We start from the raw sequence: 15,565 nt of genomic DNA, 5'->3' as shown, positions 1-15,565 counted from the left end.
AGTCCCCCGTAGTTTATTCTTTATGTCTCTACATAATCTCCTCGATTATTAGGGCTGAATCCATCATGTGTTTAGGATTTCTTCTCTGCAAAAAAGAACATATCAATCGTTTGACTTCCATCCTTTTCAGGGTAAACATCGCGATGGAGGTCTGTAACTCTTAAACCGTTCTTGCATAAAACCTTCCGAATATATTCTTCAGAATAATAATTAAAGAATATACAATCATCCGAGCTAAAACTGGTTGTCTCAAATCCTGATTTTGTACCTTCCATGCAGCTTAAATATAATAGGCCGCCCTGACGCAAACCCCTGCTTATGTCTTCAATCAGTTTTTCAGCTTCACCATTTGTTAGATGGGGCAGGCAAAAAGACATTATAACAGCATCAAAGCTGTTATCTTCTAACCCCATGTCCCTAATATCCCCAACAATAAACTCGACACCTGGAGATATTACATTTGCTCGCGCAAGATTGATCATTTCCTTTGAGAGATCTATCCCTAAAATTTTAAATTCTTTACCTGAATCAACTAACTTTTTGACAACATTTCCTGGTCCGCACCCTACATCAAGAATGGCTGATCCCGGTGCAAGGAGTTCATAAAAGGCTTTCATTCTTTTAGTGTAACTTGCAAAATCCATGAACTTATTCTCATAAGAACCTGCATGCTTGTTATACGTTTCAATCGTCTGCTGTGTCTTATCCAATTGATTTTTCACAACACCAAAATTTCCCTTTTCTAAAAGTAACTTTACCTGATACTGTATATCCTAATTTATGATAGAAATTCACTGCTCTTTGATTCTTTTGGAAAACATCTAATCGAACACTATCATATTGTCCTTTTTGGGCTAGCTCCTCAGCAAACCCTACTAAACTTTTTGCAATCCCTCTCCCCTCATACTTTGGATGAACCATTAGTCGATGAATTACCGCAATATTTTCTCCATCATGTTTCCACTCGATATCTCCATATTCCGGATCTTGATATTCATTTAAAACGACACAACCTATAATTTCTTTTGAGTTATCATAGTTAGCAATAAACAGAGAATCATTTTTTATATCGTTTAAAAAAATTTCTCTATTTGGATAAACCTCATCCCACTGATCAAGAGAATTGTTCAGCATATTTTGAGAACATTCCTTACACAAACTTAAAATTGCATCTATTTGATTTTCAGAAGCTTTTGTAATCTTCATTTAAGATTCTCCTAACTCTATTCACACCTTTAATCTCCCTCTAATAATATAGAAAAAACACGATTAGGGGCGTGATTATAATGCCAACTGCATATTTTGGTACGTTAGCTTATACTGTTGTACCAGGAGACAGCCTCTATACTATCGCCCATAAATATAATTCTACCATAGCAAATATACTTAAATTCAATTCTATTTCTAATCCGAACCGCATTTTTCCTGGGCAAAAGATTATAATCCCTTTATCACCCCCAGAAGCAATCATTTATACTGTAAAATTTGGTGATACCTTATATGGAATTGCTAGAAGATATGGTACATCCATAAAAAACCTTATTCAATTTAACTACCTGGTTAAGCCGTTTATAATTTATCCTGGTCAACAATTGGTTGTAACCGCATCATTAAAATAGCTATTACTTAAAACATTCTACCCCATTGTTGCAAACCCTTGTTATAAAAAGTAAATGATAAACAAAAATGCGGCGTAAAATCACACCGCATTTTGTTTCTTATTAAAATCCATTCTTATAAACTCTTTTCCATTGGGAAGTGGATAGGATGTTTTATTGATACACTTGAAGCCAATCTTAATGAATTGAATTAGCAGAATTTCCTCATCAATATCATGATGTATCGTTCCTAGTAGTCCTAAGGAAGATGTAAACTTTGAATTACTTACAAAATCATTACTGTTATTCTTCTGAATTACAATAGTGATTATATTAACGTTTTCCTGATTATTTCTTACTAAATCAATAAATTTGTTCATTCCGATATATTCAATTATCAAATTGCAAATCATTATATCTGAATAAGGCAGTACAATATCGCTATTATTTAGATCACAGCAGGCTAATTCTAAAATATTACTTAATTGCGGATACCTTTTCTTACAGATATTAAGATAATGGCTGTTGATGTCTATTCCAATAATCTTTTCAGTATTAGAAAGATCAATATGTTCAAGTCCATTTCCACCGGCAATACCTAAAATTAAAACCCTTGTATGGATATAGTCATTTATCTGCCCTTTGGTAATGCTATTTAAAGTTTGTAATTGAAACACATTATTCGATGCCATATGTGTCTCATATATGTTCAAGTCGATTTTCTCCCATGGATTATCCATAAACACTCCTTTTATTAAACAATAGCTAAAATTATATAAATTTAATAGTTGTGTTTTTTTATTTCAGAAATTAAATCATGACAATCATCTAAATTTTTTATTAGCGTTTCGTTTTCATGTATTTCTGCTAAAATGATTTTTTCTTCTTGGCCAGCATTAACTAAAATATTTCCTATGTAGTCAATTATCCGACTATCACCTTTAAAAGTAATTGACCTATTTTTGTATGTCTCCGTATTTATACCATTAGATATTATCACGTATACCTTATTTTCTATTGCACGGATCCTCATTATATCAAAGGTTCTCTCACTGGTTATTAACGCTGAATGGCAAATAACTTGTGCTCCCTTTAGAATTAATTCTCGTGTAATTTCTGGAAACCATCCCTCGAAGCATGTGACAATACCGATTTTACAACCATTTATCTCATATACGTCTGAACTTTCCCCGCATGAATAAAGTGCTACTTCATCATCTGTAAGATGTCTCTTTCTATGCTTGCCAATATATCCTGAAGGTCCTATTATTTCTGAAGTAATAAAAAGTCGGTCATTATCCTTTTCTACAATTGTACCTACTAAATGACACCCTGCCTTACCAGCAATTGAAATTAATTTTTGAGTGGTTATTCCATTAGGGATTTCTTCTGCTATCTCCCATAGTTGACTGCTAGTATCATAAAAATAACCTGTGGAAAACAATTCCGGTAAAACAACTAAATCAACTTTATTGTTGCCAATAAGCTCTTCAACTTTTAACAGATTTTTATCCTTATTATTTTTTATGATATTCATTTGTAAAGAACTAATTATCATCTCAAACTCTCCCCGTTTTATACTTTAGATTTTATCAGTGGAAGGAGTTTCTATTGTCCAAAGTGATCTTTGTGAATTTCTTTAATACTTTACCACCTGAATACAAGGGGCTACTTGTCTTGATAGAGTATAGACCACCCAGTTTGCTGAAATAACAGGCAAAATTTGAGGTCCATCGCCAGTAAGCGACCTTGTAGTCTTTGTTTTCAAGTTATACATGAAGATATCAGAGTTTGGTGGTTGCCCATTTATAAAGACATCATTGGTCGAAGTTCCTCTTCGCTCATCCATCCAGACTAAATTATCCCCAAAAATTTTGGGATCAGCTTGGTCAAATTTATCTTTGGTAATATTAGTTGTCTCTTTTCTACTAATATCATAGAGAACTATATCTGCATTATAAGAACCGTTATTTCTGTCCTCCCATACAACATAATCGCCGTATACGTCTGGCTTGCTCTCCATAAGAGGACCCGTAGCAATAGGAAATTCCTTCTCGTCTTTAATATCTAGGCAAAAAATATCTTTGTTATTTTCAGGAAGATTATCTCCTCCACGAACTATGTTCGTAGCTTTGTTGTTTCTGTCATCTTCCCATACTATTCGAAAATCATGAATATTATATGTACTATGGGCTGCTAAAGTTGACGTTACAACCTGTTCTTTCCCCGTATTTATATCGTATAAATAAAGACTCCACTTACCTGGATAATCCTTTGTGGTATCGTTTCGATTATCTTGCCAGATAACATAATTCTGCCAGATTTTCGGGTATAGCTGGGCCGATGGATCAGTTGATATCTGCTTTTGTTCTCCGGTCTTAAGATTATACATAAAGATATCTGCGTTAGCCTTTTCGATATCACCTAGGTCTCTGAGACTTCTGTTTTCGTTTCTAAGATCAGACCAGACAACAATGTCCCCTGATATAGCGAAACCCATAGTAACGGAAGAAGGTATCTCCTTAACGACCTGCTTTGTTGTAAGGTCTATGACTTGTAACCTATTCTGGCTTTGTATTAATAACGTGTCTTTATCAATAGCTGAGGAGAAACCTTCAATTGTGAACTCAATCGTATTGTTTTTCTCATTTAGAAATGTACTCGGAGAATTTGATGGATTACATCCGGTAACCAATAAACTTACTAAAGCCACAAAAATTACAATGAATTTCACATTATCACCTCATTCTACTTAGTGTTAGCCCCGTAAGTATCCATTAGCAACTTCCTTCTAGCAACTTCCTACGCACTAGATGTCTCTTGATAAACTTGATAAACAATAATACAATCCAAACATTTCTGCAACGTTTTCAAGACATTTTGTCTAGTTTGCTTGACAAATATTTTGTTCAAATGATAAACTATTCCCTGAGAGGAGGGTAATTTTTGGATGACCGTTTAATTCTCAAAAATCGATTGAAAGTGGCTAGGGCAGAGCGCAATTTATCTCAGGCTGAACTTGCTGTCCTCGTCGGAGTTACTCGCCAGACTATCAGCACTATCGAAACGGGACAATATTGTCCTTCAGCTAAGTTAGCCTTAGTAATAGCAAAAACCCTTGGAAAACAGTTTGAAGAATTGTTTTTCTTTGATGAGGAGGAATTAAACCGTGATCGAAAAGAATGATCTTGTTGAAAAAGACGAAAGAACTATTGCAGTCGAACACGCTAGTTATTCAATGGGATACAAAATAGCAATGTATGCATTACTAATAGATACAATGGCTAGATCGTTTTTTCTTAAAGAGGCAAGTTGGGATTTGCTCGGAATCGTTATCCTCTGCGGACTTGTTACTACTGTCTATCAACTAAATTTCAAAATATTAACCAAAAATTGGGTTAGAGCATCTATTCTCGTACTAATTATTTCAATAATAGTTGCAACGGTTATCATTTTTGTTTCTAATAGGTTATCATTCTGAAAAACGTGCACTGGTTTAAATTTGAGGTGTTCTTGCCATATATCTTGAATTCACCCGTTTAAAGCCAAACCTTTCATACAAACCGTGTGCGTCATTTGTCGCTAAAATACCCTTAATATTTTTAAATTCTTCAGTTTCTAAAATACACTTGATAAGCTTTTTGCCAAGTCCATTTTTCCTATGGCTTTCATGGATATATACATCGCATACATAAAACATCGTCGCGTAGTCAGAAACAACCCGGGCAAAACCAACTAACTCTTTGCCATGATAAACTCCGTAACAAAAAGATCCCTCAACCGATTTTTCAATTTGTTCTACTGTTCTGTCTGCAGCCCAATAGCTCTTAGACAGAAACTCCTTAACACGATCGATCGGGATAATTGATTTATCAGTATCAAAGGTATATTCTCCAAATTTCCACTTCATCTTATAACCCCCATATAACGTTCCCAGTTCGTTTTATTTCCGCCGGTTATTTCTTACCTCATCAAGGTTTTTCTTTTTAGAAAAGAAAGCTGCCGTAAATTGCTGATACTCTTCTTCCGTACATATCGCTTTAATACTCTCGGCATATTTTTTCGTTTGTTCAAAAGATCTGGTTGAAAGATTACATGGATAATCGTTGCAGTTACCGCAATTGTCAATTTTCTTCTCTGATGTACACTTTTGAATTTCATATCTGCAAATGTTTGCAGAAGAACATCCGTAGCATTTGATTTCTTCCGGAGATACAACTTTATCTCGCCAACCGACTCTATTCCATAATTCTGCAACCTCATTAAGCTTAGAAGTATCATTGCTTTGTGTTGCAATATATCTTAAACAGGCCAAACAATCATTCCCGCACGAGGCAATCTTCCGCATTTTATTTCTCCTCCTATTAAAATACAATTCCATTATCCTAAATAGATAATGGAATTGTTTTCTATATTGTACCATATATTAGGGCGTTTTCCGTAAAATATAAAAGGATAGTATCAAGCTCATATTGCTAACGTGTATAAGGATACAGTTCTCCCCTCAATATTTGACGGAACTTCCCTGATAAACTGTGCACCTATTCTGTCATAAAATCCTCTTGCATTTGGATCTGAAAGAATATCTAGATATCTTATATTCTTTTTTCCACACAATTCCTTAGCAAAAAGCACAAGTTTAGAGCCTACTCTCTTCCCGATAAATGTTGGATGGACAAAAATATGATCCAACCAGAAGCCCTTTCTCAGCCACAATCCCCCGACCTTAAAATCGTTTTTTACTTCAACCATTGAAATAAATCCAACTATCTTCTCGTCGAATTTTGCAACATAAACTTCATTATGATTTATATAATCCGGGGTAATTGTCAGTTCATCCTTCCAGACATCGAAATACTCTTCGGGATAATTCCAATATCGTTTTGCAGCAAATGAAATTGTTGTTAATGTTTCACTTTCTTTATCTTTAGCACGACTAATCATAATATCCATTTGCAGCACCTCTCAACACTTTAAAATCCATCTAATAATTAAGCCTGTTCTTCCTTACCTGTAATTGCCCATCCTTTATCATTCATTTTAACTGTGAAAGTAACATGTACGTTCTGAGAACCTCCAACAGTTTTAGCTGTAGAGTCAGTGATTGCTACCGAATAAATCATATTTACCTGAACCTGATCCTCTTTCTTTTCCTGAGATAATTCCCTAAGCGTAAAATCCACTTTAAATGGCTTCGTATATTCGGGAGAATTAACTGGATAGGCCTTGTATATATTAGTTTTGTCAAAGACTTCTTTCATCATATGTTTAGACAAGTCGTCGCTAAATCCCTTGTCCGTTAAGAATGCTTCTTTAATGACATCGTAAACATCAACGTATTTCGTAGTTTCCGTTATTGATGATTGGGAATGCAGTTGATCCACAAAATCTCTGAATTCCGGTTGATGTACCTGATAAGCTTTGTTGTTCTCCCCGTAAATATAGCCATCTCCATTTAAGGTTAAATTCAATGTCTTGTTTAATTTCAAGAATATTATGATGCTTGTTGGGCCGCCCTTGATAGTTGGACCATTGTACTCCTTAATCTCATTTTTATTTACATTGTTTAATAACTTAACCAGAGATAAAACTTCATCATCAGTTAATGATTCTGTCCATTGGTTTTTTGGAGAGGACACATCAGCTTTTTCGATGTCATTTATTTTTAAGTTGATCAAAGAAAAGCCGACATTATGTCCGCAGCCGATAATGGAAAGCAGCAGCAATCCTAATATAAAAGAAAGCAGCACCTTTTTAACAGACAACTAAATCCCCTCCCCCATAATCGCCCCGCCAAACAGCAATGACCAAACCTATATTTCGCTAAGTATAATTTTATGTTAACGATCAATTTCCTCATCTTTAAAGATCTTTCGAAAATAGAAATGCCCTTTTACTAAAACCAATTGTTTCATAAAACAGATGTGCCCCTTCACGATGAAATGCAGAGTCTAATTCAAGTTTTTTACAGCCTTTTAACCGTGAAAGATCAGCTGCCTTATCCATTAGTGCGGTACCTATCCCGCAGCCTCTTACTTCTTGGTCAACAACCATAGCAATAACGTAAGCTATACATCCTTCTTGCCAAAAACTATGGACGACTGCTAATGCGCAGAATCCTACAACTTTCCCATGCAGCACGGCACACAGATATTCGTATTCACTTGAGCGAAGGCCAAATGAAAGTACATCCATAAGTTTATTTTTATCTAATTCTTTTCCAGGCCAAAGTTGATGAAATAAAGAAAATACCATATCAAAGTCAGTGATTTTGCAATTTCTCACTTTAACTTCCACCTAATTATCCTCCTTGTTCTTCTCATTTTTAATCACAAAAAGTATTCAGGCTTCTTCAGATTATTCCCCCACCTATTAAAAAACCATGTCACAAGGATCTTTTTCTTATATTTAATTTCTCTGGCCTTACTCGGACACTTTTTAACACAACTAAAACAGCGAATACAGAGATCTCTCTGAATGTGAAGATCATTACTATCAATAGCCTGCTTCGGACAGCTTCGAACACAAATACCGCAATTCTGGCATAATTTCATATTTACACTTGGAAGCTTTGTGAAAACATTTCCGCTTTTTTGAGGGACTATCTTATTTATTAAAGAAATTATATACCCGACTATTATTGGTTTTAATAACTTAAGCTCAACATTCTCGATTGTATCAGCTGCCATTAATTTTTCTCTGGTCAATTTTCCAAACTTTTGGGCTTCATCTAGATCGTCCTCATTGGGTCTTCCCTCGGCAACCGGAAGTATTGGTGTGCTAAAGGAGTGTTCACCAATAAATCTCCCCCAAGCAACAACCTTCAAATTTATCTTTCGGGTTATAGCATAGAGTTCATCGATTGCCCATCCGGGGCTAATATTTCCATATAGAGTAATTAACACCACCGGCTTATTATTGCCATCAATATTTGTCAGAAACGGATATAAAAATTGAGGTATTCGTTTTCCATAAACAGGTAAGCCAATGATTACAATATCTGATGTTATCGATAATTTAAATGGTTTTAACCCTTCGGCTAAATTAACTATTTGGAAATTGTCTAATTTCATTCCTCTTACGAATGATGATATTACCTTTCTCGTTCCACCGGTTGGCGAAAACAAGATGATTTCTGCAGACTTAATTTCCATAAATAGTACGCCTCTATTCCGCGCTGAACTCAACTCGATATTTGGGTATACCAAGAGCATCAAAGCCTATCAGGAATAATTTATTATTCTTTTTTAACAAATCATTAGCAAAGCCAAGATAAGTTTGCTTATCTAAGATGGAAACAGGCTTAACATATAAAGATCTGATTTGTTGATCAATCTCATTTTTAGAAGCCCACATCCCGTACGTTTGCTTAGTATGATTAAGATATCGATTCACGTTATTACATAAGTCACTGACATCAAGAATTTGTGTTTGTCTTGGATATAATAATCCGAGAATGCCAGATTCATAATTATCTGCAGGAGGAGCAGAGGCATAAAAGCGAATCGAATTAATTCCAGTCCAGTTTTCTAAGAACGAAAAATCACTTTCATTTAAGTCTGATACCTTTCGTATGCCAAAGTCTGAGATATTTCTAAAATCAGCTTCCCAAAATTCTCTCTTCCTTTCTGGTGACAAAATACCTACTTTATCCAATAAATTCAGTGCTGTCTGTGATCCATCCAAATCAGCCTCTTTAGAACCGGGATAGAGACTAAAGCCGCCTTGAGCGCTTACATAAAACTGTTCAAACCGATTCATAACCAAGTCTTCCATCATTCGTTTGGCAGAGGCTCTTTGTTCTGTCGCAGCACTACTCCATAGTTCAGCCAACAGTTCAATGCCTTGCGATCTTGTAATCGACCAATCGTGCATTTCATCAGAGTCTGCATCTTGAGGCATTGGTACAGATAGTTTCTTTAACGTTGTTTCAAATAATTGTTCTTTATACCGTAATGGGAATTCTGGGTTAAGATTTTTGCCTTTTTCGTCAATGAACATTTTAACGATGCGAAAAGTACACCCTAGATCGCCTGAATTTAAGAGTTGTCCATTTCCCCTTAGTTGGGGTCCCCAATACCCTGTTTTATTATCCTGATGTTGATCAAGCCACTTTAAAAGAGCCTGTTTCCACTCAGGTGAAAAAGAGTATAATCCATTACGTTCGAATTCCTCATAATAGACCAACTCTCCAATCCCTGCTATATAAGGTGCTTTAAACTTAGAAGCAAGTTTGCCTACTGAAGATAAATCGTCTAAATATGAATTAAGGCTTTCCGGTGAATTAATTTGATCCAAAAATTTAAGCGGATACTTAAGTTTAAGAGGTTGGCCTACCTCTTTAGACAATATCTCTAGGTGTTCAATCATATTTAAGGTAGGAGCAAGATAGGTAAAATACGGGTAGTTTTCATCCATAAATGCACCAGTTCTCGGATTTTGCAAATTCAAGTAAAAATCTAATTCCTCTTTCTTATCGCTAAATTGAGGTATCTTAATTAAGTCTTGCTTTGATAAGTATTGTTTATGTAAATCTTCAAGCTTACTAAAAGCGGTAATACTACTGACCTTTGTCAAGGTAATAGGCATTACCAAGCATCTTCCACTCAAATTCAGACATATAATAACCTTCAGATTTCAAATGGTCATTTAACCTAAACATTTCTGGAACGAGTTTAAATCCTTTATAGACAATTACTCCAGCTCCTAGTAATAAGAAAACTACAAACATTAGTACTATAACTAAATACTTCTTTTTCATTACTCAGATCTCCCCCTGAACTCTCAGGTAAGATTCTTCTTTATCCTTGAGATATTCCAGAGCCAATAATCTTCAAATTTATTTAATCATAATTGCGAACGATTAAATATGCGATAAAGCCAATGGGTCCTAAAGCAAAAACAATGAGTACCCAAAGACACCCAATATGACCTCCTCTTTTTTCTGAAGCATCTTTCCATAACCATAACATCGCCAAAATTGAAGCAAGCCAAATTAATACTAATGTAAACGCAACCCCCAATTGAGCCCCTCCTTAAAGCAATCGTTTCCCTTGAATGGCCTTGAAAATAATTCCATTATCTAAGAAGATAATGGAAGAGTAATCCATGCTCTTAATTTGAGCTTATTTTTTCGGGTACGGATAAAAGTAAGTAACCAAATAAGATACCTGCAATTGTATAACCTTGATTAAAGTTAAAAAGCCATACTATCAACCACGGTACATGCTGTCCAATAGGTGTAAAAAAATATAAGATAGGAGTTAAAGCGAGAAATAAACTCACAGTCCCCAAAATAGCAAATTTAGCCCATTCAACTTTCCACAAACCCGGTCTTCGGATATTGATAATAAAATTTGGTATCGCCAAGTAGATTCCAATGACAATCGGAAAAATGCTATAAAAAACGATCATTGGAATTGGACGAAATGTTCTTCCTGTTGCTATGCGGAGGTTTTGATTAAGGTGAGACCCCAAATATAACAGAAAAACGAACAAAGCAGCATGTATTATATAGCCGACATATTTTTTCATACTTACTCCCCTTTCTAAAAATCTTTATATCGTTCAATAATATCGATATTGAATAGCGTTTAATATTCTTCTTTTAACGGACATATGTACTTATTACCCCAACATTACTTTTTCCCCCCACCGCTGAGGTAATATCGCAATTGCCCATGATAATCGAGGTATGCTTCTTCTCTTTCTAACCAATTTAAAGCTTCCAGTACTCATAATATTTTCTCTTTTGTATCATAATATTTTCACTTAGAGTTTATTTATCTTCTTCAGGGGATTCTTCTTCGCCCCTCCGTAATTCATCATTTCTAAGTATGTTTAACAGCTTCACCAGCCCATGTGATCCTAAAAAAATACCAATTCCTATGAGAATTTGAGTGACCGCTCCGACTGTTCCTGGGAGTAATTTTAATGCCATATTCGGCTCTCCACGTGTTATGTATAAACTTATCAGATTTGTTGCAAATTTGGGTAAGGAATTTCCTATTAAAACTAAGCCAATAGCTGCGAACACTATTCCCTGTATATCATTAGCCTTTAAACTAAAACCCTCGTCAAAAGGAGACTCGTCTTTAACCATAAGCAGAGACAACTTCCCTGAAAGGAACCAGAGTAAAGCTCCGAAGATAATAAGAAAAATGTATGAAAAAATAATATTAAGTATAGTCTCATGAGTTATTAGGTTCGGCGTTGCGATTGAAGTAGAAAGTATATTGGCCATTACATTAATACCTTGAATAATCAAGTAGATACCAAGAATCTTGCAAGCTAAGCTTGCAACCTCTCGTTTATTCATTCTTCCTCCTCCTTTTCATAGAACTTCGAGGGTTATAATATATTGACAGAATGTCAAGGGGCTTATTCGCTCTCTTTTGAAATATCCCGATTATTACAATTATTTTATCGGCTAAATATTTGGTATCCTTAAGAAAATCTGTTATTTTTAACCTATGATTAAAAATCTTCCGAAACATATTACTCAAATATTAATGATTCTAGTTATTACTATCTTTTTTTATTGCGATTTCCTTTGTCCCAAATAATAACCGATAATATCATATAGCTCCCCACTTAAATTATTATTTTAAAAAATTTTCTCCAGTAATCCTTTAGTTTTATCATTGGCAAGAAACATCAAGAATCGATTTCCTTCAATTCTATAATTCGTGTTGTTATCATGATAAGGATATATTTCTGGGAGATATATATTATTATTTCTATCCACAAATACCCGAACGCTATAGTACTTTTGAATGCTCTTAGAATTGTTCTTATTCTCCCATTCAATGTTAGCTCCAAGTTCGTAATAATCCTCAATATTTAAATTCCTCAATTCGACTTTATCTAACTTTGGAATCTCTCCTATAACATCCATAATAAGATAATATTTTTCAGCAAGCTTACCGTTTTTGCTTGCAAATGTACATGAAGCACTGTCAATCGGATAGTTTGTATATAGCTGATTTATCATCGGGACATCACCTTTTCCCCATAGAACAACCGCTCCTCTAATGTATTTGCTATTTTCGCTAAATACCTTATCTATTATTCTTAAGTAGTTTGTACTATTAGCATTGTCATTGTTATAAAAGGCTGAAGAAAGTATGATAACCGTAATAATACCAATAAAGGGGGGTAACAGTCTTTTTCGACTTTCCATCGAACCTTAACCTCCTCCAAACTCATCTCATTTTATGAAGCAGTCTAGATTCTAACGTTTCGCATTAAGATTCGACACCTTTACCCCAATGTTCCTTTGTAACCGTTATTCCGAATTCTCCAGAATGCATTATGCGTGGTCTTGACCCTCCTGTAAATGAAACGATCCATTTGAGCTATCTGATCCGCTCTTTGCCGAATTGTCTTTCTCATAAAATCAACCATAGCAATAATAAAGAAAATTATGAATATGATAAATATCAAATATTTCTAATTCTTTAGCCCCCTGGCAATTTAATGGTCATTTGCAATCTTCTCAGCTTTTCAAGACTTCAGTTTTATGTAAACATCTACCATCTAGATTTTATTATTTCCGCGCGTTTCTTCTCAAACTCTGTTTCTGTAATTAATCCATCTTCTTTAAGCCTATTAAGCTTTCTAAGTCTAAACTCAAAATCATCTTTTTCGCTTGTTAGTTGGCTATTAGCTTCTACATCTATCTCCCAAGAAGCAATCCCTTTATTACTAAAGTAATTATATGCATGCAATCCAGTAATAGCTAAGGCCATTAAAGTCCAAATGACACCAAATAACCCAGCTCTCCAAAAAACGCTAAAACCAATGATGGCGAAAACACCACCAGCAATCATGCCAACAAAGGATTGAGATTTACTTGGTTTAACTCGAACTCTCCCCACAATACTGCCTCCTTAAACTTCAGCCTGGAACAGCCAGTATTTGCGCCGTTTATTATATAATGTTTTGAGTCACCGACGCTCCATAGTAGCTTGCAATATTCACAGCATGTTGGTAATGTTTTTATAAGCGTGACATTTATTCTACAAAAGTAGTTTCTTTTACTCCTGGCAATAAGTCATATATAGATCTTCCAATTTTATCTTCGAATTTCTTTTTTATTTGAAAGGTGGCTCCCCATTTCGCAATCGTTAAATTATTGATTCCATACCTTAACGCTACATCTACCAAACGTTTCTCTAGCAGACAAAACCCCTTTGGCGTAGTCAGTGCATCACAGATTTGGATCAATTCATCGTAGGCTGAATAGTCAACACCAGCTATGTATTCTTTGATAAAGTTGAACTCTTCGGATGTACAATCATTGTTACCGGAGTACGAATCAGTATCTTTAAACGGGAACGAATGCGTTAGACAAATTCTTGCGCAATCTTCATAACCCAATTGGCTCAAAAAACTGTACCCATCTATAATGTGACGCATATTTGATATTCCATAACGCCTTCCGATATCATGGAGATACCCCATGATGTAAGCAATTTCTGGGTCAAGGTCTTTATGATAACTTGCTATGTTATGCGCTGCATCTGCAGTATATATTGAGTGATTTATCCAGGGCCCCGGATTTAATGTACCAGCCTCAGATAATAGTAACTTCGCCTTTTCTATCGATGGGACTTTCATTTTTCACCTTCCTGTCACAATTTTAAAATCTCTTTCAACACAAATCGATTTCTTATGGGCTCGTTGCTTTCACATACTTTTCATAAAAAACCAAGGTCATTTTATCGTTAATCATTTCAGTTTTTCCTGTTTGCTTATACCCTAACTTTTCATACAAATAACAATTTCCTCGCTCCTGTAATATAGTATCTAATTCCCACGCTTTTGCATCACAGTATATATGCTCAACCATTTGAAAAACTTTTTGTGCAATACCTTTTCCCTGGTATTCTGGCAAAATAAAAATTGGACTAACACGAAGGCGATTACCCTTCATTTTCACTATTCTAATACCGCCAATATTTAAACCGTCACTTTTAATAAGATAGAAATCTGTAAATGATTGATTGATTCGCGCAATAACTTTTTCAAGGGGTTCATTTGCAGGATTAGTGTCAAAATCCTGATATCTTTTCAATAGGGGGATAAACGATTTAATCTGCAAGGTATGAATAGTTTCTGCATCTTCCAATTGTGCTTTTATTAAGGAAATATTCATTACCTATTCATCCCTCCCTTTAAACATACATATCCTTTGAAACATAGACATGTTACATGCTCCTGGAAAAGCTAACTTTTTTATGGTATCTTGCCTTACCACTTCTCGCAAATCTTCCAATACAGCAATCCCTTTTACTTCCTCATTTCCATATGTTTTATTCAATTCAAATTCTAAGGGTATCCAAGTTTCAATCGGAGATTCGTTATGCTGAATCACAGCTTCTAATTTATCAAGTGCTTTAAATAATCTAGCTTCCTTACTCTGTTGTTCTTTCATTTCAATAAACAAATCACTCAGTTCGGAACGCAAATCATTATCCAGCATACTGACTATTTGATTTACTGCAGCCTCTTCTTTTCTAGTATCTTCTTCATTTTTATAAAAACTTGGAATATCACTTGTGATTGCTTCACCCAAATCATGAAACAAACACATTTTCATAACTTTGTCCATATCATATTGATCTTGTAATTCGTCTTTTATCAACCACGAAAAAATACAAAGTCTCCAACTGTGTTCCGCGACACTTTCTTGCCGCATTGTAGATGTCCAAGAATGACGTAATTCACATTTTAATTTCTCAGCTATATTTAAAAATCTAATTATATCTTTTGAATTCATGTATTATCTTGAACCCTTCTTATTAAAAAATTGCCTGCAAAGCATTGTCACAATCAAATATAACAACTTTTATATTGGCAAAGTGTTGAAATAGCTGTTCTTTAAATGACGCTTCCATTTCCACATTTAACTCCTTATAATGTATTCCCCCCCAAAATTGTACAATGCACGAAATAAGCAGAAC

25 protein-coding genes are annotated in these 15,565 nt (G+C 34.9%); 3 read left to right on the top strand and 22 right to left on the bottom strand.

What is annotated here, in order from left to right; genetic code table 11:
• Positions 1-71 precede the first annotated feature (71 nt).
• The gene (locus ACHOLT_RS12005) at positions 72-722 is read right to left on the bottom strand and encodes a class I SAM-dependent methyltransferase (protein ID WP_425800925.1); all 651 of its coding nucleotides are present in this window, start codon (positions 720-722) and stop codon (positions 72-74) included.
• Entirely contained in the window at positions 703-1,206 is a 504-nt protein-coding gene (locus tag ACHOLT_RS12000) for a GNAT family N-acetyltransferase (protein ID WP_425800923.1), read from the bottom strand. Before ACHOLT_RS12000 ends, ACHOLT_RS12005 begins: the two co-directional genes overlap by 20 nt.
• Positions 1,207-1,286: 80 nt before the next feature.
• Here ACHOLT_RS12000 and ACHOLT_RS11995 point away from each other — a divergent pair, with 80 nt between their 5' ends.
• A complete protein-coding gene (locus tag ACHOLT_RS11995; RefSeq protein ID WP_425800921.1) occupies positions 1,287-1,619 on the top strand; it encodes a LysM peptidoglycan-binding domain-containing protein in 333 nt (110 codons plus the stop codon).
• An 80-nt stretch (positions 1,620-1,699) separates the two neighbouring features.
• Here ACHOLT_RS11995 and ACHOLT_RS11990 read toward each other — a convergent pair whose 3' ends face one another.
• The 3 genes from ACHOLT_RS11990 to ACHOLT_RS11980 form a co-directional block, all read right to left on the bottom strand.
• On the bottom strand, positions 1,700-2,338 hold the full coding sequence (locus ACHOLT_RS11990; RefSeq protein ID WP_425800919.1) for a methyltransferase type 11: 639 nt from the start codon (positions 2,336-2,338) through the stop codon (positions 1,700-1,702).
• Between the two features lie 41 nt (positions 2,339-2,379).
• Complete coding sequence (locus ACHOLT_RS11985) at positions 2,380-3,156, bottom strand: carbon-nitrogen hydrolase family protein (protein ID WP_425800917.1); 777 nt, start codon at positions 3,154-3,156, stop codon at positions 2,380-2,382.
• Between the two features lie 81 nt (positions 3,157-3,237).
• Positions 3,238-4,332: a hypothetical protein gene (locus ACHOLT_RS11980; RefSeq protein ID WP_425800915.1), complete on the bottom strand. Its 1,095-nt coding sequence runs from the start codon at positions 4,330-4,332 to the stop codon at positions 3,238-3,240.
• Positions 4,333-4,544: 212 nt separating this feature from the next.
• Here ACHOLT_RS11980 and ACHOLT_RS11975 point away from each other — a divergent pair, with 212 nt between their 5' ends.
• Together ACHOLT_RS11975 and ACHOLT_RS11970 are read left to right on the top strand one after the other, a co-directional pair.
• On the top strand, positions 4,545-4,784 hold the full coding sequence (locus ACHOLT_RS11975; RefSeq protein WP_425800913.1) for a helix-turn-helix transcriptional regulator: 240 nt from the start codon (positions 4,545-4,547) through the stop codon (positions 4,782-4,784).
• Complete coding sequence (locus ACHOLT_RS11970) at positions 4,768-5,079, top strand: hypothetical protein (protein WP_425800911.1); 312 nt, start codon at positions 4,768-4,770, stop codon at positions 5,077-5,079. Before ACHOLT_RS11975 ends, ACHOLT_RS11970 begins: the two co-directional genes overlap by 17 nt.
• 15 nt (positions 5,080-5,094) lie before the next feature.
• Here the strand turns inward: ACHOLT_RS11970 and ACHOLT_RS11965 are convergent, their stop codons facing one another.
• The 17 genes from ACHOLT_RS11965 to ACHOLT_RS11885 form a co-directional block, all read right to left on the bottom strand.
• Complete coding sequence (locus ACHOLT_RS11965) at positions 5,095-5,508, bottom strand: GNAT family N-acetyltransferase (protein WP_425800909.1); 414 nt, start codon at positions 5,506-5,508, stop codon at positions 5,095-5,097.
• A 33-nt stretch (positions 5,509-5,541) separates the two neighbouring features.
• The gene (locus tag ACHOLT_RS11960) at positions 5,542-5,946 is read right to left on the bottom strand and encodes a DUF3795 domain-containing protein (protein WP_425800907.1); all 405 of its coding nucleotides are present in this window, start codon (positions 5,944-5,946) and stop codon (positions 5,542-5,544) included.
• A 119-nt stretch (positions 5,947-6,065) separates the two neighbouring features.
• Positions 6,066-6,551, bottom strand: a complete 486-nt coding sequence (locus tag ACHOLT_RS11955) for a GNAT family N-acetyltransferase (RefSeq protein WP_425800905.1) — start codon at positions 6,549-6,551, stop codon at positions 6,066-6,068.
• A gap of 38 nt (positions 6,552-6,589) precedes the next feature.
• Positions 6,590-7,363, bottom strand: a complete 774-nt coding sequence (locus ACHOLT_RS11950) for a hypothetical protein (protein ID WP_425800903.1) — start codon at positions 7,361-7,363, stop codon at positions 6,590-6,592.
• 97 nt (positions 7,364-7,460) lie between these two features.
• A complete protein-coding gene (locus tag ACHOLT_RS11945) occupies positions 7,461-7,895 on the bottom strand; it encodes a GNAT family N-acetyltransferase (RefSeq protein ID WP_425800901.1) in 435 nt (144 codons plus the stop codon).
• Between the two features lie 32 nt (positions 7,896-7,927).
• On the bottom strand, positions 7,928-8,752 hold the full coding sequence (locus tag ACHOLT_RS11940; protein ID WP_425800899.1) for an EFR1 family ferrodoxin: 825 nt from the start codon (positions 8,750-8,752) through the stop codon (positions 7,928-7,930).
• 13 nt (positions 8,753-8,765) lie between these two features.
• Positions 8,766-10,187, bottom strand: a complete 1,422-nt coding sequence (locus ACHOLT_RS11935; RefSeq protein ID WP_425800898.1) for a hypothetical protein — start codon at positions 10,185-10,187, stop codon at positions 8,766-8,768.
• Complete coding sequence (locus tag ACHOLT_RS11930; RefSeq protein WP_425800896.1) at positions 10,159-10,359, bottom strand: hypothetical protein; 201 nt, start codon at positions 10,357-10,359, stop codon at positions 10,159-10,161. The genes ACHOLT_RS11935 and ACHOLT_RS11930 overlap by 29 nt, the downstream gene beginning before the upstream one ends.
• A gap of 82 nt (positions 10,360-10,441) precedes the next feature.
• The gene (locus ACHOLT_RS11925) at positions 10,442-10,621 is read right to left on the bottom strand and encodes a hypothetical protein (protein WP_425800894.1); all 180 of its coding nucleotides are present in this window, start codon (positions 10,619-10,621) and stop codon (positions 10,442-10,444) included.
• Positions 10,622-10,712: 91 nt separating this feature from the next.
• Positions 10,713-11,132 (bottom strand): hypothetical protein, encoded by a 420-nt coding sequence (locus tag ACHOLT_RS11920; RefSeq protein ID WP_425800892.1) that lies wholly within the window; start codon positions 11,130-11,132, stop codon positions 10,713-10,715.
• 244 nt (positions 11,133-11,376) lie between these two features.
• Positions 11,377-11,916, bottom strand: coding sequence for a hypothetical protein (locus ACHOLT_RS11915; protein WP_425800890.1), 540 nt, complete (start codon positions 11,914-11,916; stop codon positions 11,377-11,379).
• A gap of 288 nt (positions 11,917-12,204) precedes the next feature.
• Positions 12,205-12,780: a hypothetical protein gene (locus tag ACHOLT_RS11910; protein ID WP_425800888.1), complete on the bottom strand. Its 576-nt coding sequence runs from the start codon at positions 12,778-12,780 to the stop codon at positions 12,205-12,207.
• Positions 12,781-12,860: 80 nt separating this feature from the next.
• Positions 12,861-12,992: a hypothetical protein gene (locus ACHOLT_RS11905; RefSeq protein ID WP_425800886.1), complete on the bottom strand. Its 132-nt coding sequence runs from the start codon at positions 12,990-12,992 to the stop codon at positions 12,861-12,863.
• A 137-nt stretch (positions 12,993-13,129) separates the two neighbouring features.
• A complete protein-coding gene (locus ACHOLT_RS11900) occupies positions 13,130-13,477 on the bottom strand; it encodes an SHOCT domain-containing protein (protein WP_425800884.1) in 348 nt (115 codons plus the stop codon).
• Between the two features lie 136 nt (positions 13,478-13,613).
• Positions 13,614-14,219 carry an HD domain-containing protein gene (locus ACHOLT_RS11895; protein WP_425800882.1) on the bottom strand — a complete coding sequence of 202 codons (606 nt, stop codon included), beginning with the start codon at positions 14,217-14,219 and terminating at the stop codon, positions 13,614-13,616.
• A gap of 52 nt (positions 14,220-14,271) precedes the next feature.
• Complete coding sequence (locus ACHOLT_RS11890; protein ID WP_425800880.1) at positions 14,272-14,757, bottom strand: GNAT family N-acetyltransferase; 486 nt, start codon at positions 14,755-14,757, stop codon at positions 14,272-14,274.
• A gap of 3 nt (positions 14,758-14,760) precedes the next feature.
• Entirely contained in the window at positions 14,761-15,381 is a 621-nt protein-coding gene (locus ACHOLT_RS11885; protein WP_425800878.1) for an HD domain-containing protein, read from the bottom strand.
• Positions 15,382-15,565 lie beyond the last annotated feature (184 nt).

Source organism: Desulfitobacterium nosdiversum, assembly GCF_049860565.1.
GTDB classification, from domain to species: Bacteria; Bacillota; Desulfitobacteriia; order Desulfitobacteriales; family Desulfitobacteriaceae; genus Desulfitobacterium_A; species Desulfitobacterium_A nosdiversum.
Note: the sequence above shows the minus strand (reverse complement) of the source record. Positions and strands in the feature narration are given on the sequence as shown.